Genomic DNA, 25,717 nt, shown 5'->3' on the forward strand with positions numbered 1-25,717 from the left:
GGGGAATCGGGATGACAAAGAATGATGTGTTTAATGCCCGTTCTAATTTTGAATTGGCTGGTAAGCGCTATAATTACTATCGTTTAGCAGCTTTGGAAGAAGCGGGTGTGGCGAAAGTTTCCCGCCTGCCATATTCTATTAGAGTTCTTTTAGAATCTGTACTTCGCCAGTTTGATGGCTATGTCATCAAAAAAGAGCATGTTGAAAATTTGGCGAACTGGGGTTCCGCAGACGTGAAAGAGGCTGAAGTGCCATTCAAGCCTTCCCGCGTTATTTTGCAGGACTTTACGGGAGTGCCGGTAGTGGTTGATTTGGCTTCCTTACGCAAGGCGATGGCAGATATGGGAGGCGATCCGGATGTGATTAACCCCGAAATCGGCGTGGATCTTGTCATTGACCACTCCGTTCAGGTGGATACATACGGCACTCCTGAGGCATTAGAGCGAAATATGGATCTCGAATTTGAGAGAAATGCTGAACGCTACGAATTTTTAAACTGGGCGCAAAAAGCATTTAATAACTACCGTGCGGTGCCGCCGGCTACTGGTATCGTTCACCAAGTGAACCTCGAGTATTTAGCGAATGTGGTTCATGCGGTTGAAGCGGATAACGGAGAGTTTGAAGCTTATCCGGATACGCTTGTCGGCACTGATTCCCATACGACTATGATCAACGGAATTGGCGTGCTTGGCTGGGGCGTAGGCGGAATTGAGGCTGAAGCAGGCATGCTTGGCCAACCTTCCTATTTCCCAATTCCTGAAGTTGTCGGTGTTAAATTAATTGGCGAACTTCCGAATGGTGCAACTGCAACCGATTTAGCGCTTAAAGTGACCCAAGTTCTTCGGGAAAAAGGAGTCGTCGGCAAATTTGTTGAGTTCTTTGGCCCGGGCGTTTCCGAGCTTCCGTTAGCGGACCGTGCGACCATCGCTAATATGGCTCCTGAATATGGCGCAACTTGCGGCTTCTTCCCGGTGGATGGAGAAACATTGGATTATATGCGCTTGACAGGCAGAGATGAAGACCATATTCAAGTGGTTGAAAAATATTTGAAAGAGAATCAGATGTTCTTTACACCTGACAACGAAGAACCTGTCTATACAGATGTTGTTGAGCTGAATCTAGCGGAGATTGAGCCGAATTTAGCCGGTCCAAAACGCCCGCAAGATTTAATTCCGCTCTCCAATATGAAAAATGCATTCCATGAAGCAATAAGTGCACCGGAAGGCAATCACGGCTTCGGCTTGCAGCCCGAAGAACTGGATAAACATGCAACCGTGAAATTTAACGACGGAGATAAAGTCGAGATGAAAACAGGTGCGGTAGCCATCGCGGCCATCACATCCTGTACAAATACATCCAATCCTTATGTGCTGTTGGCAGCAGGGCTAGTGGCGAAGAAAGCCGTCGAATTAGGATTGAAAGTGCCTAAATATGTGAAAACATCCTTAGCGCCGGGCTCTAAAGTCGTTACTGGCTATTTGAATGACGCCGGTTTAATGGAGTATATGGAGCAGCTTGGCTTCAACTTAGTAGGTTACGGCTGTACAACTTGTATCGGTAACTCCGGTCCGCTTAAAGAGGAGATTGAAAAAGCGATCGCTGATTCTGACCTTCTTGTTACATCTGTGCTTTCCGGTAACCGTAACTTCGAAGGACGAATTCATCCGCTTGTAAAAGCGAATTACTTAGCTTCTCCTCCTTTAGTTGTAGCTTATGCCTTAGCCGGAACGGTGAATATTGATTTTGATAAAGAGCCGATTGGGCAGGACAAAGACGGAAAGGATGTCTTCTTAAAAGACATTTGGCCGGAAACTGCCGAAGTGAAGGAATATATCAGTCGCGCGGTAACTCCTGAGCTATTCCGAAAAGAATATGAGCGTGTATTCGACAGCAACTCTCGCTGGAATCAAATCCAGACAAGCAATGAAGCGCTGTATAACTGGAATGAAGATTCCACTTATATTCAGAATCCGCCATTCTTTGAAGGTTTGTCGGCTGAACCAGAAAAAATTCAGGCACTTAAAGGCTTGCGTGTAGTCGGCAAATTTGGCGACTCGGTCACAACAGACCATATTTCTCCGGCTGGAGCCATCGGCAAAGATACACCGGCAGGAAAATACTTGCGCTCCAAAGGTGTGGAACCGCGAGATTTCAACTCTTACGGATCTCGCCGCGGAAATCATGAAGTGATGATGCGCGGCACATTTGCCAATATCCGCATCCGCAACCAAATCGCTCCTGGCACAGAGGGCGGCTATACGACTTACTGGCCTACAGATGAAGTCATGCCAATCTATGATGCATGCATGAAGTACCAAGAAGATGGCACAGGTTTGGCTGTGCTTGCAGGAAAAGATTACGGAATGGGTTCTTCACGTGACTGGGCAGCGAAAGGAACTAGCTTGCTCGGAGTGAAAACGGTTATCGCGGAAAGCTACGAGCGTATTCACCGTTCCAACCTAGTTATGATGGGAGTGCTTCCTCTTCAATTCAAACTGGGTGAAAATGCTAAAACACTTGGCTTGACAGGTAAAGAAGTCATCGAAGTTGACTTAGGCGATGACATCAAGCCGCGTCAAGTGGTGACGGTCACTGCGATTGATGAAGAAGGCAACAAGAAAGAGTTCCAAGCTCTTGCTCGCTTCGATTCAGAGGTAGAAGTGGATTATTATCGCCATGGCGGCATCCTGCAAATGGTGCTTCGCGGTAAACTGCAAGAAATTAAAAAAGCATAAAACATGACAGTGTAAAAAGGCTAGCTATCACAGCTAGCCTTTTTGTTTTGTAAGATTTGTTAAAGTTTTGTATAAATTCACTGAAGTTTCGTTAAAATTATTTGAAAATTCGGTATAAGAACTTGTGTTTTAGGAAAAAATACTCATAATGAAACATGGAAAGGGGGGTGGCAAGTGGGAAAAGCGAAGAAAAAGTCTTTTGCTGAGTTGGTGAGGGAAAATAAACGTGAATTGCTTCAAGATCCAGCAGCGATGAGAGCGATTGAGGAAAGAATCGAAGAGAAGCTGGAGAAGAAACGTTTGGCTCAAGCAAAGTGATAGCAGATGTGAGAAACAATTGATTGTGCTCTGTACATAATAAGGCTGTACCATTAGGAAGAAATGGTACAGCCAATTAATAAAGTGAACCTTCAAGCAGTGGAGAGAGCCCTTTCTCTTCCGCTGCTGAAAAAAGAACAAAGGCTGATGCAGCGCCTTTATAAGCTGCATTGTGCACCCCGGTGCCGTGATTCCGCTTTGAGACTTTTGAATCCGAACCCCCGCTCCGCGCCTGACGGATGCTTACGGCCGAGATTAATAGAAATCCGTTTTATTTTATTCAGCCCCTGCGGGAACACCAGGTCTTGAAGAATCGCTTGCACCGTACATGATTTTTTGTTCTTGATCAAACAAAATGGCCTGGACATTTCCCATGGAAAGAGCAATCTCATCAAATTGATAATTCATTTTTTCAAGGGTCGCTTGCGCTTCATCGGGAATCCCCTCTTCCCACCAAATCAAAGGACCGGTCCCGTTATAAATGCGGGGCTCTTCGATTGCATCTTTTAAATCCATCTGATAATCGAGCACATGAATCAGCGTTTGCAGGACGGATGCAACGATTGTTGGTCCTCCCGGAGAGCCGATCGCTAATAATGGCAAGCCATCTTTCATAACGAGGGTAGGAGTTTTCATGCTCACAGGAAATTTGTTCGGCTCTACGCTGTTAATACCGCCCAGAGAGGGATCGAAATCCGTCATATCATTATTTAATAAAAAGCCGTATCCAGGAACCATAATACCGGAACCGAAGAAATGTTCTAATGAAGAGGTGCAGGCAGCGATATTGCCTTCCCGGTCTGCAGCTATGAAATGAGTGGTTTCCGAGCCGATTTCAAATGGCTGGGCATTTAAACCGCTCGGCTTTTTCGCCTCGTCATACACCCAAGGATTTCCCGGCGCCACCTTATCGTTTCGATGCTTGAAATTATACAGTTTCAAGCGTTTTTGCAAATATTCTGGGTGAAGCAATCCGTCTACAGGTATATCATAAAAGGCTGGATCCCCCATGAAAGCAAGCTTGTCCGCTGTCATAATCCGCAGAGTTTCTGCGATTAAATAATATTTTTCCCATGAGCGGACATCATAGCGGCTAATATCCAATTGCTCCACTAGTTTAAGCATGTAAAGCAAAGCAAATCCTCCGCCGTTAGGAGGGCGCGGTACGATGATGTCGACATCTTTATACGATGCCTGCAGCGGCGTTTTAACTTGCGCTTCATAATGCTCTAAGTCTTCTGCCGTCAAGCAGCCATTCAGCTTTTTTGTCGCTTCCACGATCGCTTCAGCTATTTCTCCGCGGTAAAAGACATCGACTCCTTTTTGCTGCAGTAATTCAAGTGCCGCGGTCAGATCATGATTGACCACTATCTCGCCTTTCGTGAGTGGAACGCCATCAGGAAAGAAAAAAGATTTCGCCTCTTCACCAAGCCGATTACCGAAGCGAGTCAGCCCGGTCTGCCACATCTCATTTACTTCCACCCCTTTTTTGGAAAGCTGAACGGCCGGTTCTATTACTTCCCCCCATGATAAGGTTCCGAAAAGCTCTAAACCTTTATGGAACGCTTTTAGAATGCCGGGAATAGCGACCGCTGTGCCAGGTGTTGAACGTTCAAAGAAAGGAATGACATTTTCATTCTCATCGATAAAACAATCTTTTTGAATATGTCTTGGCGCCTGTGAATGTCCCTGTATGACCTTTGTTTCTTTCGTTTTAGCATCATAATAAAGGATAAAACCGCTGGAGCCGAGACCGGTATTAAAAGGTTCAGAAACCGCTAATCCAAACTGCATAGCGGCTAATGCATCCATAGCATTTCCTCCAGACTTGAGCACCTTTGCTCCAATAGCTGAAGCTTCCTTTGTTGCACTTACGGCCATCCCTTGTTGACTGCAAGCGCGCTGCGGATGCGGATCATGTAATTTTTGTTTATTAAGCAAATCTTGAATTTTCATTTCATTCATCCTTATGATTTATTTTTGCAAAGATAATGCTTCAATGGTTTTCGCCAGAAGAATCGTGCGCTCAACTAGCGAAGGTAAATCTGTGTATTCATTCGTTTCACTGTGTGAATACTCTCCGATCGGCCCCATTCCATCAATGGTAGGGATGCCCTTCGAAGCCGTATAAGCGGCATCTGAGCCACCGCCTGTACTGACTTCCTGAATTTGATAGCCGAGCTTTTTGCCGGTCGTTTGAATGATCTGTAAGAGCTCATCTGTTTTTTTCGTCTTTTCCATTGGCGGCCGGCCGATGCTTCCGCTAATATCCGTTCGTGTTCCCGAGATGGATTCTTCAGAGGCGATATCATTAATCTCCTTTGTCACATCCAGTGCTTGTTCTTTATCTTTGACGCGAACATCGATTTGCGCACTGGCTTCCGGCGCGACGGTATTGACAGAGGTTCCGCCCGATATGAGACCGACATTAACGGTTAAGCCTTGCTTGTAATCGTTTAATTGCTGCAGCCGAATAACTTTATGCGCCAGCTCTTCAATGGCGCTTCTGCCGATTTCGGGCTCCACACCGGAATGGGCGCTTTTGCCGTGAACATCCATCATAAAACGGCCAACGCCTTTTCTTTCGGTCACAACACCATCATGAGGGCGGCCGCATTCCACGACTAAAGAATAGTCTTTGCCGGCAGCTGCTTCTTCGATCAATGCCTTGGAAGAGAGCGACCCGATCTCTTCATCGCTGTTGAAGATGATATGGACATTTTTAAGGGCTTCGGAACCGCTGGCTTTTAATGCTTTCATGGCGTAAAGCACTTGTACATGGCTGGCTTTTTCATCGTTCACCCCTGGACCGTACGCTTTATCATCAATAATTTTAAATGGGCGCTTTGCTGCCTCCCCCTTAGGAAAAACTGTATCCATATGAGCAATAATCAGGATTTTCGGATCGCAGTCACGATCCGCTTTGATTTCAAGATGATCTCCTTGCTCGACTTGCCGGTGAACCGTCACGTGCATGCCGATCTCTTCGAATTTTCTTTTTAACAGCCGGCTGATTTTGTCGACACCGGCTTTATCATAAGAGTTGCTGTCTGTATTCACCAATTGCTCCAGCAATGATATCATTTCATCTTTATGTTTTTTTATATAATCAATCAATGGACAGGCCTCCTCTTTCAGGTTTGTGTAACACTAATACCCGAATTGATGAACAAGATAAACTTTCTTTCATTTGTGAAATGACTGGATTATACTTAAATGGACGGCTTGAACAAGCTTCCTAAAAAAAAGAGACAGGGGAGAAGAGTGAATGTTACTATCAGAAAAAGAAATCCAGGTGCGCTATGCCGAAACGGATGCCATGCAAGTTGTGTATCACGGGCAGTACGTTGTGTGGTTTGAATTGGGCAGGACTCAATTGATTGAGGACTTAGGATTTAATTATGCTGATATGGAAAAGGAAGGGTTTGTGTCTCCGGTGTTGGATATCCAAATTTCTTATAAAAAGCCATTCAAATACGGAGACCGTGCTTGGGTATATACTTGGATTGAAGAGCATACAGGCGTAAGGACGACTTACGGATACATCATAAAAAATAGCCGCGGCGAAGCATGTGTAACAGGTCAAAGCGTCCATACGGTTGTAAAGAAGGATACGTTTCGTCCTGTTTCTCTTAAAAAAATTTTTCCTGATTGGCATCAGGCCTATGAGGAAAATAAAAAATAACCGCCAGCTAAGGATCATCTTGCCAGCGGCCTGAAGACGAAGGGGAAGCCCGGCCTTTTCGCCCTTCTCTTATATGCTTTTATCTATGGCGGTTAAGTTCTTTGGGCTGCTGTTTCAATACACTGGAAAACGGATTTCAGCCCAAACCGATCCATCACTCTGCATAGCCTTATAGGATAGGCTGTTGCCTTCTTTTTGCAACGGCGGCTTCATCCTGCTATCTATTTGCTGTTTTAGCGAAAAGCCCTCTCTCTTTCTGATTCCAGCTTTATTTCCTGCTGAAAAAAGAAGCTCTGAGATCACCTCTTTTTTTATCTCCCTCCGAAAGAAGGTACACCATCATTTGTGAAAGTGGAATATCGCTTAGCCAAAAGAACGCTTGGACGAGAGGGATAGCCCGGCCAGTTTTGCAGCTGCTGAAAGCAGCAATAAGTTGAGGAACCCCTCCATCATAACGCAAGGTGTCAAGTGGTAGGGGTTCATTTTAGATATCTGAATATTAAAAAATGTGCCAGCCGCAAGCAAATGAAACGCAAAGTGAATAATAGCATAGACAATAGAGGAGTCATTGCGAATAATAATACATGGAGGTGTGTCATGGAGAAAACAGTGAAAACAGAAGGCGCGACAGTAGAGGAAGCTGTTCAAATTGCCCTTAGACAATTAGGCGTTTCAAAAAATCAAACGGATGTCGAAATTATTCAGCCGCCATCTTCGGGTTTGCTGGGCATCAAACGCAAGAAAGCGGTAGTTAGGGTGTCCATTCGCGAAGATCAAAAACAGCTGAAGGAAAACGCGGTTCAGCAGCCTGCAGAAGAAACAAAGGAAGCGGGAAAAAGAGCGTTAGCCCAAATTAAAAACGGTCAATTTTCTTATTTAACTTCCGGAGCGGGAGAACTGACGATCGTCCCCCACCCGAAGCTTGAAGTGTACATAAATGATCAAAAGATTGAAGAGGAAACGGTTATTTCAGACACAGACAAAGTCGGGATTCAACCGGTTATTGAAAAGAAGCCGGCTGTCTCTAAGATTACATTAGCAGAAGATAAGATGAAGGCTGTATGGAGCTTTGAGCCTGGTGAAAAAGTTGCTTATCAGCCATGTGATCACCGGCCGGATGCACTGCTCCGGTTAAAAGTGAAAGAGGAAAAATTTTATTTTAATGAATGGACTCCCGAACTTATTCACGCGGATTTAGCAAAGCTTGGCGTGAAGTTTGGTATTGATGAGCAACTGGTCCAGCAAGCAGCGGAATTATTAACAGCTTCTGAGCTTGTATTAGCGAAGGGAAAGGAACCTGAAGAAGGGCAAGATGGCCGCGTGCATTTTCACGTTGATTACAAAATCGGACTCATCCCCCCGCAAGTGGACTTATTAGGCAATGCGAACTTTCGGGAAACGCGCAGCATTCCCGAGGTGCACGCAGGTCAGTGTATCGCAACTGTACTGCCGCCTGAACCCGGAGTTGACGGAATGGATGTTACAGGAAACATTGCAGCTGCTAAACCTGTTCAAGAAGCATCGGTGCGTCTTGGGAAGGGAGTCTACCGAGAAAAAGAAAATATATATGCTTCAGAAACGGGGAGGCTGCATGCGGAAATTCGCGGAAGAACGGTGAAAATCGAGGTTTTGAGCCGCTTAGTGCATGAGGGGGATGTCGATCTTTCTAGCGGAAATCTCCGCTTTCAAGGAGATATTGAAGTACAGGGAAGCATTCAGGAGAAAATGAAAGTAGAAGCAGAAGGAGACATTGATGTCAAAGGGCAAGTGTCGGGAGCTTTTTTATTTGCTAATAAATCTGCTGTTTTTGAAAAAAACTTATTTGCCACTGTCGTCCATTCGGGCACCGCTCATTTGACGGCTAATACACTTGCCACTGAATTTACATCTCTTATGGAAAAGCTGAAGGCATTCAGCGATTCATTAGATTTGCTGCTTCCGCGCCTGCAAGCCAAAACGAACGGGCTGCAGCCAGAAGCTATCAATCAAGCAGTTCAGTTGTTGCTGCAGAATAAATTTTCCGGACTCTTAACGGAAATCAAGGCATTTGTCAGAAAGGCATCGCATAATCAGCATGCGCTGCAAAAAGAATGGACGGATTTAGCAAATAATCTGTACCGCTGCTTTATTATGAAATCGGCAGAGAACGATGTGCATAAGAAGATGCAGCAAGTGATTAAAGAAGCGGCACAGTTATATGAATATTACGCAACACCGGCAGATGACCAAGTATTTATTAGCGTGCCGTATGCCATAAACAGCCAAATCACCTGCAGCGGCGATATTATGATTACGGGGCAAGGCGTCTATAATTCAAGGTTGAAGGCAGGGGGAAAGATTGAGATTGCCGGTTATATAAAAGGAGGCGAGGCAGAAGCCGGAAAGGAAGTAAATGTTAATGTCGCCGGATCAGAAACAGGGGCGCGCACATTAATCAAGGTGGCCGAGCACGGTCAAATTTTGCTGCATACGGTATATCCGGATACGACCATTCAAGTCGGACGCAGGAAGCAGACCTTTTATAAGAAACAAGGTCCGGTTGCAGCCAGTCTCGATGAGGAGGGGATGCTGCAAGTAAGACCCATGCCATCAAAGCAAAAGTGAGCCCATTGCTGAGCTCACTTTTGTTTAGGTGCATGTACTCTCATAGCTGGCGAGACTTGCTTTTATCGTTACATCCAGGTGATTTTTGGTTCCGTTTTATTTTTGATGCGAATGATATTAGCCCTATGCCGATAAATCACAAAAAAGGCAAGAATCGAGACAACGATAATTAGCGCTACCTGCGATAAAACGATGGAATAAATAACCGCTGTGATAGCCACGACAATAGAGGATAATGATACATACTTTGTTAAATATAGCGTAATAAAAAAGGCAAGAACCAGCACAGCAAACATGACCGGCTCTAAAGCGAGGAGCACCCCTCCAGAGGTGGCTACGGCTTTCCCTCCTCTAAAACCCGCAAAAACAGGAAACATATGTCCGATTACGGCGGCCATTCCAGCAATCAGCGGATTTAGGCCCGAATCGAGCCAATAAGGAAGCAGGGTAGCTGCCGTTCCTTTCAAAATATCAGCAGCCGTTACGGCTATGCCAGCTTTAACACCTAATGTGCGAAAGGAGTTGGTGGCACCCAAATTGCCGCTTCCATGCTCGCGGATGTCAATGCCAAAAAAACTTTTGCCGATTATTAACCCTGATGGGATGGAACCAAGCAAATAAGATATGAAAATAATCATTGCATTAAGCATAGATCTACCCCTTTAAACACTAATCAAATTATCTTTCATACGTGATTTTTATTTTACCATGTCAAGAAAAAGAAAAGGAGAACTTTTCATTGCTTACATGAAAAAACTGGCGTACGCTAAAAGGTGAAAGCAAAACAACAATGAAAAAACTGATAAGAAACAGGTGGGAAGATGAAACTACTATTTAGCGGCATGCAATGGACCGCTTTTATGTTGGCCAGCTCGCTGGTAGCGCCCATTGCCATTGCAGAGCTATTTGGATTTTCCAGCGCAGATACCGCGGCGTTTGTACAGCGCACTTTATTTGTATTGGGCATCTCAGGGCTGGTGCAAGCGTTATTTGGACATCGTCTGCCAATCAATGAAGGGCCGGCTGGACTATGGTGGGGGGTTTTTGCCATTTACGCCGGTTTTGCTGGCACGATTTATTCGTCTTCTGCAGCGGCATTGCAGAGCTTGCAAGGGGGCATGATCGTTTCAGGAATTATCTTTATTTTGCTCGCCGCGTTCGGCTTGCTTAACCGGCTAGTTCGTTTATTTACACCTACAGTAACCTTCGTTTATTTATTGCTGCTGATCTTGCAATTGAGCGGCTCTTTCATGAAGGGAATGCTTGGGTTGCCGAATGAGGAAGGCATAGTTCGGCCGGTGACGATGCTCGGCAGCTTGCTGACGCTCGTGTTCGCTTTTTATTTTGCCGCTCACCGCATTCAGTGGATACGCCAATATTCTGTTATGATCTCTTTGGCGTTTGGCTGGCTGCTTTTTATACTTCTGGGCGAGGCTCCAGCCATCACAGCAAGCGGGGGGAATTGGCTGCAGCTCCCTCAGATTTTTGTGTTTGGGCCGCCTTTATTCGATTCAGGAACGATGGTAACAGCGGCTTTCATTACACTTTTATTAACGGCGAATATGATTGCATCTATCAGGGTAATGGAAGAAGTAATCAGTCATGTAACCGCTAAGAAGCAAGAGGGGCATTATAAAGGATCCGGGTTTGCAGCAGGAGTCAACCAAGCGATTGGCGGCATCTTTTCAGCCATCGGCTCCGTTCCTATCTCAGGAGCGGCCGGATTTATAGCGCAAACAGGAAATGCAGCCATTCGTCCGTTTATTCTCGGCTCGCTGTTTGTTGCTCTGTTAAGTATATGTCCGCCGGCAGTACATGTCCTTGCCTCCCTGCCTGCTCCTGTCGGGTATGCGGTGACTTTTGTCATTTTTTCCAAAATGGCCGGCTTCGCGTTTTCTGAGCTGGACAAGGAGAAAGATCAGCCAAGAGCCCGCTTAATCGCAGGGATCGCCTTGCTGACAGGGGTAGGGGCGATGTTCGTTCCGGCTTCATCGCTTGTAGAGTTGCCGGTGGCTGCAACTTCTATTTTAAACAATGGGCTCATTTTAGGAACGATTGCGGCCATTCTTGTGGAGCAGTTTATATGGCTACTTCACCGAGAGAAGAGAAACGATCATAATACTGAATAGATAGGAGGGCTTTCAATGATTGAAAATCCATCAAGAGAAGAAATCGGAAAAATCCTGAAACAAGCGAAAACGATTGCGGTTGTAGGTTTAAGCAACAATCCGGAAAGAACGAGTTATATGGTATCCGAAGCGATGCAAAAAGCGGGGTATAGAATCATTCCTGTTAACCCGACGATAGACGAAGTGCTTGGTGAAAGAGCATTCAGCTCGCTCGCAGATATTGAAGAAAAGGTGGACATCGTTAACATTTTCCGCCGCCCGGAATATCTCCCTGAAATCGCGAAAGAGTTTGTGCAAATAGATTGTGACGTTTTTTGGGCTCAGCTGGGGATTGAAAACGAAGAAGCCTATAAATTTTTAAAGGAGAGAGGGAAGACTGTGATCATGAATCGCTGCATTAAGGTGGAGCATAGTCTAAGCCCCAAAAACTAATGCGGTAGGCTTTGTCTGCCTCCCCGCGGTTTTAACGAAACATCCATCACGATGCTGTTGATAGGCAGGTGCAAAACGATTGGATCAGGGTCCAGGGGCGCCTTTGGAAAAAGGTGGCCCTGGATCTTTAATTTTTCAAGGGGAGTCCATTCATGATCATAATTTACATACTCCGTATTTAATTTTTCTTTCTCCTAAAGATTATGCTTTTTCATAAGACTGGTTTATGTCTCAGTGGGAAAAACAATGTCTCCATCAAAACCACTTCTCTTTTTCGTTCACGTAATTCTGTTTCTTGTTTAATTAAGTGTAAAGCGAGTGTTTCTAGGATCTTTTCTTGTCTGGTTTGTTCTTCGGATAGAGTAGGTTGAGCTGTTCGAAATTGCTTGTAACTTGGTTTGTCATCAACAGGCGTGTTATGCTATTTTATAAAAGAAAAGCAAAAATATTCAAGCGTATGATGCCTCTGAACAATGAAACCTAAGGAAAATTGTGGAAGGAGAAGGCGTGCTGAAGTAACATTATATAAACTGTGCAAGGGAGCAGGCTCTGATACAGTTACGGCAGGCAATGGACAACAAGTAAAGTTGCCAGGATGAATTTTTAATCGTTTACGATGAATAAGCTAGAGTTTGCGTAGTAATGTTGTAAAAAGACTTGTACAGTGAATAAATCGAGTTTTTAGAAATATGCAATATTTTACATAATTGAGCAGCACAAAGAAGCTCTTAATGATATTTTTAAAATTACAGGAGAAGAGCAAAATGAAATTTCATGCAATTGATCTAGATAATTGGGACAGAAAAGCTTATTTTGAACATTTTTTAACTCATACGAGATGCACCTTTAGTATGACGGCGATTATTGAGATTACAGAGTTGTTAGCGAAATTGCGAGAAAAAGGCATTAAGCTGTATCCCGCTTTTATATATATGGTTACTAATATAGTCAATTCTCGCAAGGAATTTAGAACTTGCTTCGACGAAGAGGGAAGGCTTGGATACTGGGATGAGATGACACCGAGCTTTACTATATTTCATAATGATAATCAAACTTTTTCTAATTTGTGGACAGAGTATTCGGCTGATTTTCATTCCTTTTACAAAAGCTATCTAGAGGATATGAAGCTATATGGCGATGCGAAGGAGATGAACCCAAAGAAGTTTGCTCCGAAGAACACGTTTCCTGTTTCTTGCATCCCTTGGACGAGCTTTACAGGGTTTAATTTGAATATTTATAATGGTGGTACGTATTTATTACCAATTATTACGAGCGGCAAGTACTTTAAGCAAGGAGATAAAATACTGCTTCCTATTTCCGTACAGGTGCATCATGCGGTTTGTGATGGGTATCATGCGAGCCAATTATTTGATGGATTGCAGCGATTAGCTGATCGCTGTGAGGAGTGGTTGTCCATCATGGAACAAAAATAATCTTCACTTTAGTGGATCTGGTGTTGATTAGCCTCTTTATAAGGTTGTGTAAACAGGATTTCAAAAAATATAGGAGATAAAAGCTGTACGCCTTACATAACGGTCACAGGAACTCTGAGGCAAAATCTTTTCGATTGGTTATCGGGAGTTTTTTTGATTATAAAGAAATTCTTATGCACAGAGTTCAATTGGCTACCCGAGCAATGAGGGGGAATGAAACGATTCTTGCATGTGAAAAAGTGTTGTAATTTCGTTCTGTATAAATACCGAGTTGCGAAAGGCCGCCTTGAATAAAGGCGGTTTCTTTTTTGCTGCCGAGTTGGTTTGTGGAAAAGGTCAGTAAAGCCAAGGTTTCAAAGCTATTCGTGGAGAGAAAGTGAACCTTTGAACAATGAGGATTTTCTTTCACTCCCCGCTCCATTCTTGAAAGGAAAGTCTGCCGGCACCTTCTATGCAGGATAAAATTTGATTTAAATGCCCGCTGACCATACAATAAAGCAGAGGATTTTTATACATAAAGCGAGTCGCGATCAAGGTATGAAAGGGAAAGATGAAAGTTTTTCTTTAATGTGGTAAAATATAATACGAACATTTGTTTTGGTTGCTTTTTCCCATGGAAAGGCTAGAAAGGGGAATATTTGTGTCAAAAAAAGAAAACCTGTTTGAATACAACGATGATGCAATCCAGGTTCTTGAAGGGCTGGAGGCAGTCAGAAAGCGGCCGGGGATGTATATTGGGTCGACGGATGCCCGAGGACTGCATCACTTAGTTTATGAAATTGTCGACAACTCAGTCGATGAGGTGCTGGCCGGTTATGGCAGCGAGATCAATATTACCATTCATAAAGATCAGTCGGTAAGTGTTCAGGATTATGGGCGCGGAATGCCGACCGGTATGCATAAAATGGGCAAACCGACTCCGGAAGTGATTTTAACGGTGCTTCATGCCGGAGGGAAATTTGGCCAAGGAGGCTATAAAACGAGCGGCGGGCTGCATGGCGTCGGTGCATCGGTTGTTAATGCGCTGTCTGAATGGCTGACCGTGACGATTCACCGTGATGGGTATATTTACAAACAGCGGTTTGAACAAGGCGGAAAGCCGGTCACAACGCTTGAGAAGATCGGCAAAACGAAAAAGACGGGAACGATGATTCATTTCAAACCGGATGAAACGATTTTCAGCACGATCAACTATAATTTTGAGACGCTGGGAGAACGCCTGAGAGAATCGGCATTCTTGCTTAAAGGGCTGAAAATTACGCTGCGTGATGAGCGTCATGGAGTGCAGGAAGTGTATCATTATGAAAAAGGGATTGAGGAGTTCGTCGGCTACTTAAACGAGGAGAAGGATACATTGCATCCGGTTGTCGCTTTTTCCGGCGAACAGAGCCAAATTGAAGTGGACTTTGCTTTTCAATTTAATGACGGATTTTCAGAAAACATCCTTTCTTTTGTCAATAATGTCCGCACGAAGGACGGAGGCACACATGAGGCGGGGGCACGCACGGCGATGACGAGAACGTTTAATGAGTATGCCCGCAAAGTGAACCTCTTAAAGGAAAAGGATAAAAATTTGGAGGGGACAGATATCCGGGAAGGCCTGGCGGCTGTGATATCCGTAAGAATTCCGGAAGAGCTGCTGCAATTTGAAGGACAGACGAAAGGCAAGCTGGGAACAAGCGAGGCGCGCTCCGCTGTCGATCAAGTTGTTTCCGCGCAGCTATTCTATTTTCTGGAGGAAAACCCCGATGTCAGCTCTCTGCTGATTAAGAAAGCCATAAAAGCCGCTCAAGCTCGAGAGGCGGCAAGAAAGGCGAGAGAGGATGCGCGCAACGGGAAGAAACGCAAAAAAAATGAAACGGTCCTCTCCGGCAAATTAACGCCGGCTCAGTCCCGCAATCCGCAGAAAAACGAATTGTATTTAGTGGAGGGGGATTCCGCGGGCGGTTCCGCTAAACAGGGGCGCGACCGGCGTTTTCAGGCGGTTTTGCCGCTTCGCGGAAAGGTGATTAATACCGAGAAAGCGAAACTGGCGGATATTTTCAAGAACGAAGAAATCAATACAATTATTCACGCGATCGGCGCCGGCGTCGGCCCGGAATTCGAGGTGCAAGATTGCAATTATGATAAGATTATTATTATGACAGATGCCGATACGGACGGAGCTCATATTCAAGTGCTGTTATTGACGTTTTTCTACCGCTATATGAAACCGCTGCTTGAAGCGGGAAAAGTATATATCGCTCTCCCTCCGCTCTATAAAGTCAGTAAAGGCACCGGCAAAAAAGAAATCGTGGAATATGCCTGGACGGATGAAGAGCTGGATGCGACGATGAAAAAAGTGGGGAAAGGCTGCATGCTGCAGCGCTATAAAGGATTGGGCGAGATGAACGCCGATCAGCTGTGGGAAACGACCATGAACCCGGAAACAAGAACGTTAATCCGCGTGCTGATTGATGATGCGGCGAGAGCGGAACGCCGGGTAACTACGCTGATGGGGGATAAAGTGGAGCCGCGGAGAAAGTGGATTGAATCGAACGTAGCTTTTGGACTGGAAGATCACAGCAATATTTTAGAAAATGAAAACCTGTCCGTCGGTGAGGAGGAATAAGCTATGCCAAAGGAAATTTTTCAAGACTTGCCGCTTGAGGAGGTGCTGGGCGACCGCTTCGGCCGCTACAGCAAATACATCATTCAAGAGCGGGCCTTGCCGGACGCACGAGATGGATTAAAGCCGGTTCAGCGCCGGATTTTATATGCGATGTACGCGGAAGGAAACACACATGAAAAAGGATTTAGAAAATCAGCTAAAACCGTCGGTAACGTCATCGGAAATTACCATCCGCATGGCGACACATCGGTGTATGATGCCATGGTGCGCCTTAGCCAGGAATGGAAAGTCCGCAAACTTTTAGTAGAAATGCACGGGAATAACGGATCTATTGATGGAGACCCGGCGGCAGCGATGCGATACACGGAAGCAAGGCTGTCTTCTATTTCCGGCGAGCTGCTGAAAGATATTGAAAAGCGAACCGTTGACTTTATTCCTAACTTCGATGACACGACAGAAGAGCCGACTGTGCTGCCCGCAAGATTTCCGAATTTATTAGTGAACGGTTCAACGGGTATTTCAGCTGGTTATGCGACAGAAATTCCGCCGCATCAGCTGGGCGAAGTGATTGATGCCGTGATGATGCGGATGGATAAACCGAACTGCACAGTAGAGGAATTAATGACGGTATTAAAGGGACCGGATTTTCCGACAGGAGGCATTATCCAAGGAATTGACGGCATCGTGAAAGCATACAAAACGGGAAAAGGCAAAGTGGTTGTTCGCGGCAAAGCGGAGATTGAAGAAATTCGAGGCGGCCGCAAGCAAATCGTCATAACAGAAATTCCGTTTGAAGTGAACAAAGCGAACTTAGTGAAGAAAATAGACGAATTCCGTCTTGACCGCAAAGTGGAAGGGATTGCTGAAGTACGCGATGAAACGGACCGCACAGGACTGCGGATCGTCATCGAGTTAAAAAAGGATATAGATGCGCAAGGAATTCTCAATTACTTGTATAAGGCCAGCGATTTGCAGGTGAGCTATAATTTCAATATGGTTGCCATTCATAACCGCCGCCCGGTTTTGATGGGGCTGCCCCAGCTTTTAGATGCGTACATAACCCATCAGAAAGAGGTTGTTACGAAGCGTTCGGAATATGATCTTGCCAAAGCGAAGGCCCGCCAGCATATTGTGGATGGACTCATCAAGGCCTTATCCATTTTAGATGAAGTCATTGCTGCTATCCGGGCTTCGAAAGACAAGCGTGACGCGAAGCAAAATCTGATGAACAAGTTTCAATTTACTGAGCCGCAAGCGGAAGCGATTGTCAGCTTGCAGCTATATCGGTTAACGAATACGGATATTACCGCTTTGCAGCAGGAAGCCGAGGATCTTGCTCAATTAATTGAGCAGCTGACAGCAATTTTAGCCAGTGAGAGAAAGCTGGCCGGTGTGATTAAAAAAGAGCTGCGCGAAATCAAGAAGAAATACAATGACGAGCGGCGGACAGTGATCGAAGATGAAATTGAAGACATTAAAGTGAATCCGGAAGTGATGATTCCAAGCGAGGATGTTATCGTAACGGTTACAAAAGACGGGTATATTAAGCGGACGAGCCTGCGCTCTTATTCCGCTTCCGGCGGTCGTGATCTGGCCATGAAAGAAACGGATTACCTCATGTATAAATCGGAAGTGAATACGACGGACGTTCTGCTTGTCTATACGAATAAAGGAAATTATCTATATCTTCCCGTCCATGAGATTCCGGATATTCGCTGGAAGGACTTAGGTCAGCACTTGGCTAGTCTCGTCCCTCTCGATAAAGAGGAGACCGCTGTATCTGTTTTTGCTATAAAGGATTTTCATCAGCCGCAATATGTTTTATTTATCACCAAAAACGGCATGGTAAAGCGGACGGAACTGTCGCAATATAAAGTGCAGCGCTATTCGCGTGCGCTGGTCGCCATCAAGCTCAAAGCGGATGATGAAGTCGTGGATGTCCACCTGACAGACGGAAGAGGGCGGGTATTTATCGCAACCCACTTCGGCTACGGGCTGCTGTTTGCTGAGGAAGAAGCCAATATTGTCGGTCCGCGAGCCGCGGGAGTCAAAGGCATCAACTTGAAAGAAGGCGATCGTGTAGTAAAAGGGGAAGTATGGAAGGAAGGAGCCCCTCAAGATTTGCTGTTAGTGACTCAGCGCGGGGCGGCAAAGAAAATGAACATGTCCGAGTTTGAATTAGCCAGCCGCGCGACAAGGGGAGTGATTATGCTCCGTGAATTAAAAAAGAATCCGCATCGCGTGATCGGTGTCATGCTGGTCGATCCTTCCGATGAAATTGTTTTAGAAACAGAAAAAGGCGCGGCGGAAGTATTCGACTTTAGCGGATTAAAGAAAAGCGATCGCTACTCCAACGGTTCGTTTGTTTTGGATGAAAAAGAGAGCGGTCAAGTTCAAGCAATCTGGAAATATGTCGATTCGCAAGAGTAAGATTGTTCAAGGGCTGTTTCTATAGCAGCCCTTTTTAACAGCTCTCCGAAAGAAGTCCTCCGCTTCTAAACGTGAAGGTGCTTTTAGCACTATTGGCGAAACGGGAGCGGGTAGTTCACTTCTGCATGTAAGATGCCGTAAGATTCCCCATTCAATAATGGAGCAGGAAAGCTTAAAGTCTGATCAATACCCGGTGCAGGTGACAAAGGCGTTTGCAGCAGGTCGCTGCGGTGCTGCCTTTGTTCCTCTTTTCAACAGCAGTGGAGGAGAGAAGACCCTCATTGCTTGAAGATTTGCTTAATAATTATCTATGCATACGATATACTTTTTGATAATCTAGAAACGTACTATTTAGATAAAGAGAAAAAGGGAGGATTTTAAATGGGGATATTGGAGACATTGGATCAAATTGTTCTGCAAATCAATGATTATTTGTACACATACTTAATGATTGCATTATTAATTGGTCTCGGTTTATTTTTCTCAATTAAAACAAATTTCGTGCAATTCAAGTATTTCGGAGAGATGTTCCGAGTGATCTTCGAGAAATCCACTGTGGATGCGAGCGGAAAAAAAGGGATTTCTTCCTTCCAGGCTTTCACAATCAGCGCTGCGTCCCGTGTGGGGACTGGAAATCTGGCCGGCGTGGCCACAGCCATTGCCGCTGGAGGTCCCGGCGCTGTATTTTGGATGTGGCTGATCGCCTTTATCGGAGCAGCTTCCAGCTTTGTGGAAAGTACGCTTGCCCAGATTTATAAAGTCAAGGACAAGGACGGCTTCCGCGGCGGTCCCGCTTATTATATGGAAAAAGGATTAAACAAAAGATGGATGGGCATCATCTTTGCCGTGACGATTACTTTTTGTTTCGGATTAGTGTTTAATGCCGTACAATCCAACACGATCTCGCTGGCGATCAATGAAGGGTTTGATGTGCCTAAGGCGGCTATCGGCTTGATTCTTGCCGCTTTAACAGCCGTCATTATTTTCGGCGGATTAAAACGGATCGTACACGTAACGCAAATTCTTGTTCCAGTCATGGCTGTGATTTATTTAGTGCTGGCATTTGTCATTTTAATTATGAATATAACAGAAATTCCATCGATGTTTATGCTGATTATCAAAAGTGCATTCGGCTTGGAAGAAGCAGCCGGCGGAGCGCTTGGCGCGGCGGTGATGAATGGGATTAAACGGGGACTCTTTTCCAATGAAGCAGGGATGGGGTCAGCTCCGAACGCAGCTGCAACAGCGAATGTCAGCCATCCGGTGAAGCAAGGGCTCATTCAAACACTGGGGGTATTTGTTGATACGATTCTTATTTGTTCTGCCACTGCTATTATTATTTTGTTATCGGGGGAATACTTGCGGGCAGACGCCGAATCCATCAATTTAACGCAATCTGCGCTGTCTGTTCACGTAGGAGACTGGGCAACCATCTTTGTTGCAGTCGCCATCTTCTTATTTGGCTTTAGTTCCGTCATCGGAAACTATTATTATGGCGAAACAAACATCGAGTTTATTAAAAACTCTCCAAAAACATTATTTGTTTACCGCGTTGCCGTTGTAGGCATGGTCTATTTCGGTTCCATCGCTAAGATCAGCTTAGTATGGGATTTAGCCGATTTGTTTATGGCAATTATGGCCTTTATCAACTTGATTGCCATCGCTTTGCTTTACAAGATTGCCATGGCTGCATTATCCGATTACCGCAAGCAGAGGAAAATCGGAAAAGAGCCGGTGTTCTATTCGGATTCTATTGAAGGGATCGGAGACACTGAGTGCTGGGAGCGCCGGCCGGAAACAGAAAAATAAGCAAATGGAAAATGGCCCATTTCTAAAGCAGAGATCGGGCCATTTATATGCGCCCAATATGAATGTCATCCATAGGGGAATCCCCCATGGATGAAACTGAAATGGACGGGTGCGGATTACCCCTTGGAGGACGGTTCTTCTGTTGTTATACTGATTGGCCGTGATTTTTGGAGTCGGAGAGCTTGATCATTGCATTTATTGAATTGATGAATTGCATCATGACGCCAATCATTTGAATCCTTTCACGGCGGAACGGCAGTTCAAAAAACTAGCTGCTTTCCGAAGAGCTATGAAATGTGCTGCGGACAAATAGGATTTTTGTACGGCGGCATCTATAGAACGTATGCAGCTGTGAAAGGCATAACGGAAGATTTGATTGCAAATAACGATTTGCCCTGCCCCCTTGGCTATTCTTCTACTGGCAGGGATCTGTCATGAGTAGCACTTTGGCCGTTTACTCTCCACTTTCAAAAGCCATGATTGCGGGGAGCAGCGCAATGATGCTGCCCTTCTGAAGAGAGCAGGGAATATCAATGGTTTAAGAACCGTAAATCGCTGACTATGCCGCATGTAATTGCAAAAATAGAATATGCAATGACACTTCAATGTTTGGGGTTGAATCGCAACCATCCTGCAGAGAAGTGTTTTTTTAATCTATCTCTTGGCAAGTACGCGGGTTAAACAATCCTTGTGTAAAGAATTATATAGCGGCACCCGATCTATACGGTGCTTTCGATTTCAACTAATGCATTATGTGCAAAATTCAAATTAAAATACTAAGTAATTATATGCGCCTGTAAGAAAGAGGGGAAATGACGCTTATATTATGACGGGCAACAAGCCGAAAGCAGAGTATGATAAAATAAATAAAAAGCGATGAGGGAGCGGGTAGTTTTGAATATTATGGAACCAATCCTGTTATTCTTTGTATTGGCTGTTCCAGTCTTTTTTATTTTGTTACTAACGGGTTTATTTTATTCTGAAAGAAAACGGAATGAAAAGTTTAAAAGAATGGAAGAACGGCTGCATAGAAAAAGAGATCGCCAGTAAATAGCGCGAAAGGCATTTGTTTTCTTAGCGCGAGGCATCATCGGATCGAGAGAACGCATTTGAAAATTGCCAATGGGAGTGAGAGGTATGTGGAAAGAATTTAAGCAGTTTGCGATGAGGGGAAATGTTCTTGATTTAGCGGTTGGCGTCATGATCGGCGCTGCCTTCAGCAAGATTGTTTCATCGCTGGTAGAGGATGTGATGATGCCTTTTATTGGACTGCTTATCGGCGGGATAGATTTTACGGACTTAAAGCTGACGTTTGGAGAGGCAGAAATTATGTACGGCAAATTCATTCAGACCATTGCTGACTTTCTAATTGTGGCCTTTTCTGTATTTCTCTTTGTGAAGCTGGTCACTCGACTGACGAAGCGGCAAGAGAAGAAAGAAGCAGAACCGGCTGCACCGAGCAAGGAAGAAGAGCTTTTGGCTGAAATTAGAGATTTATTAAAATCCAAGCATTCACTTAACAAAAGTGGAGAATAGAGGTATACTAGTGTTGAATTGAATAATAATTTTGAAAGCTAGGGGTGCCGTTATGGCTGAGAGGACGCAAGTTCAACCCTTGAACCTGATTTGGTTAACACCAACGGAGGGAAGCTTATTTATTTATGTGGGATTGTTTTGCATAAAAAAGAGCCTGCCTTCGTGGCGGGCTCTTTTCTTATGGAGCTGAGAAGCGAAAGCGCATCTATTTTAAACTAGGAGAGGGGAAAGGACATGGATCATTTAGTAATCGGAGGAAAACAGTTCACCAATCGTTTATTTACAGGCACAGGGAAATTTGCTGACCACTCGGTGATGAGACAAGCCTTTGAACAATCTGGCTCGGAAGTGGTGACAGTAGCGCTGAGAAGAGTCGATATTGCGGCAGGGGAGAATAATATCCTGCATGATATTCCGGATGGTGTGACGCTTCTTCCCAATACTTCTGGTGCTAGAACAGCAGAAGAAGCCGTGCGGATTGCCCATCTCGCTCAAGCGGCCGGAATGGGAAATTGGATCAAAATAGAAGTGATTTCTGATCAAAAGTATCTGCTTCCGGATAACGAAGAAACCGTTCGCGCAACGGAAGCTCTGGCAAAAGAAGGATTCGTGGTTCTTCCGTATGTAAGTCCTGATTTGACGATCGCCAAGAAGCTGGAACAAGCCGGAGCGGCGGCGGTCATGCCTTTAGGTTCTCCAATCGGTTCCAATCGGGGACTCAAAATGAAAGAAATGATTCGGATTTTAATTGAGGAAAAAACGGTGCCGATTATTGTGGATGCCGGGATCGGCAAGCCGTCAGATGCCGCGGAGGCGATGGAGATGGGAGCGGATGCCGTGCTTGTGAATACGGCGATCGCCACGGCAAAAGATCCAGTGAATATGGCTGTCGCCTTTCGGCTGGCTGTCGAAGCGGGCCGAAAAGCTTTCCTGGCCGGCTTAGGCCCCGTGTCACAGCAGGCGGTTGCTTCCTCACCATTAACCGGGTTCTTAAATTAAAAGGGGGATTTCATTTTGAGTTTCTATGAGCTATATGATCAAATAAAAAACGAACCATATGAACAGTTATTTCAGCAATTTACAGCTGCTGATGTCGACCGGGCGCTTGCTAAGCATCAGCTGGATGAAAGAGATCTGATGGCATTGTTATCTCCGGCCGCGCAAACAAGATTAGAGGAAATGGCGCAAAAAGCCCATCAATTAACAGTGCAGCATTTTGGCAAAGTGATCGTTCTTTTCGCGCCGCTTTATATAACAGATTATTGCGTTAATAAATGCACGTATTGCAGCTTTAGCTTTGACAATGATTTTCCTAGAAGAAAGCTGACAGCTCAAGAAATTAAAGAAGAAGCAGAAGCATTATACAATATGGGCATACAGCACATTATTTTATTGACGGGCGAATCGCGGAGACATTCATCCGTTGACTATTTAATTGAAGCCGCGCAAATCTTAAAGTCTTCTGCCGCCTCCATTTCCATTGAAGTGCAGCCGCTCGAAACAAAAGAATACGAACGCTTATGCCAAGCGGGTGTGGACGGTTTGACTGTTTTTCAGGAAGTATATAATGAAGACATTTATAAGGAGCTTCACGTAAAGGGGCCGAAAAGAAACTATCGCTACCGTTTAGATGCACCGGAAAGAGGCTGTCTTGCGGGGATGAGGTCGGTGAATATTGGAGCGCTATTAGGCTTGGATGATTGGCGCAAGGAAGCCTATTTCACGGCGCTGCACGCGCAATATTTGCAGAAGAAGTATTTAGAGACAGAGATCGGAGTCTCTTTTCCGCGGATTCGGCCGAATCTCGGCGGGTTTGCTCCAAAAGTTGAGGTTACAGACAAAGATTTAGTGCAGGCCATGCTGGCTTTCAGATTATTTATGCCGCGACTTGGCATCACATTATCAACACGCGAAGAAGCAGAATTTCGCGACCATCTGGTCAAATTGGGTGTCACAAAGATGTCCGCTGCTTCTTCTACCGTGGTTGGCGGTTATGCCAATAAGATAGACGACAACAGCCAGTTTGAAATATCAGATGAACGGTCCGTAGCGGAAGTGAAAGCAAGGTTAAAAGAACTTGGCTATCAGCCGGTCAGCAAAGATTGGGATGTTCTTACCGTATAGGAGGAGTGTGATGACTTTTCAACTTCATGTGCTCACAACGGGCGATCAAGATATCGAAACAGCCGCCTCCACTGCTGCGGCCATCCATCCGTTTGTGGATTATATTCACATTCGGGAAAAACATCGGCAGGCAAGAGAAGTTCTGTGCTGGGCTGAACGATTCTTGCAAGCCGGAGTCCCTTCACAAAAATTAATTATAAATGATCGGCTGGACGTGGCTTTAGCTGTCAATGCGGGCGGGGTTCAGCTCACTGAAGACAGCCTGCCTTTAATAAAAGCAAGGCAGCTTGCGCCAGCTAAACTGATCGGGTGCTCGGCGCATCGGCCAGATCAAGCAGCAAGGCTCTCGAAAAATCAAGCGAGCTTCATTTTCCTCGGCCATATTTATGAAACGGCTTGCAAACCGCTTCTTGCCCCCATTGGCTTGCAAGCTTTGCAAAAAGCAGCCGCCTCTTCCTCTGCTCCAATCATTGCCATAGGCGGGGTGGCCCCGGGGCATATCAAAGAGCTCAAACAAGCTGGCGCAGGCGGAATCGCTGTAATGTCGGGAGTTTTCGGAAGTCCCGATCCGATTAAGCAGGCGATTGTTTATCAAAAAACCATAAAAAGGGAGGAGAATTCATGAACGTCGTAATCAATGGAAAGAAAGAAAAAGTGGATTTGTCCGATTCGACTGCTGCTGCACTCCTGAAAGCGTTTGATTTGGATCGGAAAACGGTGATTGTCGAAGTGAACGGCAAGATTATTCCAAAAAATGAACTGGAGACAGCCGGTATTGCTGACGGAGATCGAATTGAACTCGTCCACTTTGTCGGAGGAGGATAAGAGGGATGTCCCATGGATAACCGTTATTCAAGACAGGAGCTTTTCCTTGGAGAACAAGCTTCCTTGGCCAAGCGGCATGTACTGCTAATAGGCGCCGGTGCTTTAGGATCGGCATTAGCTGAAATGCTGACGCGCGCGGGGGTCGGTTCACTGACGCTGATAGACCGCGACTATGTTGACTGGACAAATCTGCAGCGTCAGCAATTATTTACGGAACAGCATGCCAAAGACCATCTGCCTAAAGCGGAGGCCGCCAGAACAAGGCTGTTAGAAATCAATTCAGAGGTTGAGGTGACGGCGATTACTGCCGATGCCGGAGCCAGGGAACTGGAGCAATTAATAGATCAGCGCCGTCCCGATCTGCTTTTAGATGGTACCGATAACTTTGAAACCCGCTTCTTGATCAATGATTTATCACAAAAACATCAAATTCCTTGGATTTACGGCGGCTGTGTTGGCAGCCAGGGAATCAGCTTCACTATTATTCCCGGAACCACTCCATGTCTCCGCTGTTTACTTGATGTATTGCCGGCTGAAGGGATGACTTGTGATACGATGGGGGTAATCTCAGCAGCTGTGCAGATGACGGCCGCCTATCAAGGAGCGGAGGCTTTAAAAATCCTTTCAGGAAACATCACTGAGGTGCGTCAGGAGCTAGTGGCCTTTGATCTCTGGAAAAATTCACACTCATCTGTTCAGGCTCGTTCGCTGAAGCGAGAGAACTGTCCCTCTTGCGGGAAAAAGCGCTTATATCCGTCTTTACAAGAGAATAACCAAACGAGAACAGCGGTGCTTTGCGGAAGGGATACCGTTCAAATCCGGCCGCCTGTGGAAAGAAACTATCAACTGAAAGAACTGGCTGATTTATTTGATCGGCAAGGAATTGCTGTTCATTCAAACGGGTTTTTGCTTACAGCCAGCATTGAAGGGAAGCGCATTGTTCTCTTTCAAGACGGTCGTATGCTCGTTCACGGCACTAAAGATGTTTTAGCAGCTAAAAAGATTTATTACCAAATATTTGGCTGAAGTGCTATGATTTAATAAAC

20 protein-coding genes and 1 riboswitch are annotated in these 25,717 nt (G+C 45.3%); of the genes, 16 read left to right on the plus strand and 4 right to left on the minus strand.

Annotation, left to right across the window (positions count from 1 at the left end; genetic code table 11):
- Nucleotides 1-11 precede the first annotated feature (11 nt).
- Both acnA and CEF20_RS06560 read left to right on the plus strand, forming a co-directional pair.
- Nucleotides 12-2,735, plus strand: coding sequence for an aconitate hydratase AcnA (gene acnA, locus CEF20_RS06555; protein ID WP_100331045.1), 2,724 nt, complete (start codon nucleotides 12-14; stop codon nucleotides 2,733-2,735).
- Between the two features lie 174 nt (nucleotides 2,736-2,909).
- Nucleotides 2,910-3,053: an FbpB family small basic protein gene (locus tag CEF20_RS06560; protein ID WP_100331046.1), complete on the plus strand. Its 144-nt coding sequence runs from the start codon at nucleotides 2,910-2,912 to the stop codon at nucleotides 3,051-3,053.
- Between the two features lie 276 nt (nucleotides 3,054-3,329).
- Here CEF20_RS06560 and ggt read toward each other — a convergent pair whose 3' ends face one another.
- Nucleotides 3,330-5,009, minus strand: coding sequence for a gamma-glutamyltransferase (ggt, locus tag CEF20_RS06565; protein WP_100331047.1), 1,680 nt, complete (start codon nucleotides 5,007-5,009; stop codon nucleotides 3,330-3,332).
- An 18-nt stretch (nucleotides 5,010-5,027) separates the two neighbouring features.
- Nucleotides 5,028-6,170: a M20 family metallopeptidase gene (locus CEF20_RS06570; protein ID WP_100331048.1), complete on the minus strand. Its 1,143-nt coding sequence runs from the start codon at nucleotides 6,168-6,170 to the stop codon at nucleotides 5,028-5,030.
- 151 nt (nucleotides 6,171-6,321) lie between these two features.
- Here CEF20_RS06570 and CEF20_RS06575 point away from each other — a divergent pair, with 151 nt between their 5' ends.
- Together CEF20_RS06575 and CEF20_RS06585 are read left to right on the plus strand one after the other, a co-directional pair.
- The gene (locus tag CEF20_RS06575; protein ID WP_100331049.1) at nucleotides 6,322-6,738 is read left to right on the plus strand and encodes an acyl-CoA thioesterase; all 417 of its coding nucleotides are present in this window, start codon (nucleotides 6,322-6,324) and stop codon (nucleotides 6,736-6,738) included.
- Nucleotides 6,739-7,335: 597 nt separating this feature from the next.
- Complete coding sequence (locus CEF20_RS06585) at nucleotides 7,336-9,342, plus strand: FapA family protein (RefSeq protein ID WP_198508472.1); 2,007 nt, start codon at nucleotides 7,336-7,338, stop codon at nucleotides 9,340-9,342.
- A 68-nt stretch (nucleotides 9,343-9,410) separates the two neighbouring features.
- Here CEF20_RS06585 and plsY read toward each other — a convergent pair whose 3' ends face one another.
- Entirely contained in the window at nucleotides 9,411-9,992 is a 582-nt protein-coding gene (gene plsY / locus CEF20_RS06590; protein WP_100331052.1) for a glycerol-3-phosphate 1-O-acyltransferase PlsY, read from the minus strand.
- 171 nt (nucleotides 9,993-10,163) lie between these two features.
- Here plsY and CEF20_RS06595 point away from each other — a divergent pair, with 171 nt between their 5' ends.
- The 3 genes from CEF20_RS06595 to catA all read left to right on the plus strand — a co-directional run bounded on the left by CEF20_RS06595 (nucleotide 10,164) and on the right by catA (nucleotide 13,336).
- Nucleotides 10,164-11,471 carry a purine/pyrimidine permease gene (locus CEF20_RS06595; protein ID WP_100331053.1) on the plus strand — a complete coding sequence of 436 codons (1,308 nt, stop codon included), beginning with the start codon at nucleotides 10,164-10,166 and terminating at the stop codon, nucleotides 11,469-11,471.
- Nucleotides 11,472-11,486: 15 nt separating this feature from the next.
- Nucleotides 11,487-11,903 carry a CoA-binding protein gene (locus tag CEF20_RS06600; protein ID WP_100331054.1) on the plus strand — a complete coding sequence of 139 codons (417 nt, stop codon included), beginning with the start codon at nucleotides 11,487-11,489 and terminating at the stop codon, nucleotides 11,901-11,903.
- A 764-nt stretch (nucleotides 11,904-12,667) separates the two neighbouring features.
- A complete protein-coding gene (catA, locus tag CEF20_RS06605; protein WP_100331055.1) occupies nucleotides 12,668-13,336 on the plus strand; it encodes a type A chloramphenicol O-acetyltransferase in 669 nt (222 codons plus the stop codon).
- 184 nt (nucleotides 13,337-13,520) lie between these two features.
- Here the strand turns inward: catA and CEF20_RS06610 are convergent, their stop codons facing one another.
- The gene (locus tag CEF20_RS06610; RefSeq protein WP_100331056.1) at nucleotides 13,521-13,757 is read right to left on the minus strand and encodes a hypothetical protein; all 237 of its coding nucleotides are present in this window, start codon (nucleotides 13,755-13,757) and stop codon (nucleotides 13,521-13,523) included.
- Between the two features lie 237 nt (nucleotides 13,758-13,994).
- Between CEF20_RS06610 and parE the strand changes: the two genes are divergently transcribed.
- The 9 genes from parE (at nucleotide 13,995) to CEF20_RS06655 (ending at nucleotide 25,697) form a co-directional block, all read left to right on the plus strand.
- A complete protein-coding gene (gene parE / locus CEF20_RS06615; RefSeq protein ID WP_408607806.1) occupies nucleotides 13,995-15,947 on the plus strand; it encodes a DNA topoisomerase IV subunit B in 1,953 nt (650 codons plus the stop codon).
- Nucleotides 15,948-15,950: 3 nt separating this feature from the next.
- Entirely contained in the window at nucleotides 15,951-18,377 is a 2,427-nt protein-coding gene (gene parC, locus CEF20_RS06620) for a DNA topoisomerase IV subunit A (protein ID WP_100331058.1), read from the plus strand.
- Between the two features lie 381 nt (nucleotides 18,378-18,758).
- Nucleotides 18,759-20,186: an alanine/glycine:cation symporter family protein gene (locus CEF20_RS06625; RefSeq protein ID WP_100331059.1), complete on the plus strand. Its 1,428-nt coding sequence runs from the start codon at nucleotides 18,759-18,761 to the stop codon at nucleotides 20,184-20,186.
- A gap of 1,137 nt (nucleotides 20,187-21,323) precedes the next feature.
- Nucleotides 21,324-21,722 (plus strand): large conductance mechanosensitive channel protein MscL, encoded by a 399-nt coding sequence (gene mscL / locus CEF20_RS06630; RefSeq protein WP_100331060.1) that lies wholly within the window; start codon nucleotides 21,324-21,326, stop codon nucleotides 21,720-21,722.
- A 30-nt stretch (nucleotides 21,723-21,752) separates the two neighbouring features.
- A riboswitch (TPP riboswitch) is annotated at nucleotides 21,753-21,851 on the plus strand.
- Between the two features lie 105 nt (nucleotides 21,852-21,956).
- Nucleotides 21,957-22,721: a thiazole synthase gene (locus tag CEF20_RS06635; protein WP_100331061.1), complete on the plus strand. Its 765-nt coding sequence runs from the start codon at nucleotides 21,957-21,959 to the stop codon at nucleotides 22,719-22,721.
- 15 nt (nucleotides 22,722-22,736) lie between these two features.
- A complete protein-coding gene (thiH, locus tag CEF20_RS06640) occupies nucleotides 22,737-23,846 on the plus strand; it encodes a 2-iminoacetate synthase ThiH (RefSeq protein WP_100331062.1) in 1,110 nt (369 codons plus the stop codon).
- Between the two features lie 10 nt (nucleotides 23,847-23,856).
- Entirely contained in the window at nucleotides 23,857-24,471 is a 615-nt protein-coding gene (locus CEF20_RS06645) for a thiamine phosphate synthase (protein ID WP_157796209.1), read from the plus strand.
- Entirely contained in the window at nucleotides 24,468-24,671 is a 204-nt protein-coding gene (thiS, locus tag CEF20_RS06650; RefSeq protein ID WP_100331064.1) for a sulfur carrier protein ThiS, read from the plus strand. The genes CEF20_RS06645 and thiS overlap by 4 nt, the downstream gene beginning before the upstream one ends.
- 12 nt (nucleotides 24,672-24,683) lie before the next feature.
- A complete protein-coding gene (locus CEF20_RS06655; RefSeq protein ID WP_100331065.1) occupies nucleotides 24,684-25,697 on the plus strand; it encodes a ThiF family adenylyltransferase in 1,014 nt (337 codons plus the stop codon).
- Nucleotides 25,698-25,717: the final 20 nt, after the last annotated feature.

Origin of the sequence: Bacillus xiapuensis (genome assembly GCF_002797355.1) — a bacterium.
Classification (GTDB): domain Bacteria; phylum Bacillota; class Bacilli; order Bacillales; family Domibacillaceae; genus Bacillus_CE; species Bacillus_CE xiapuensis.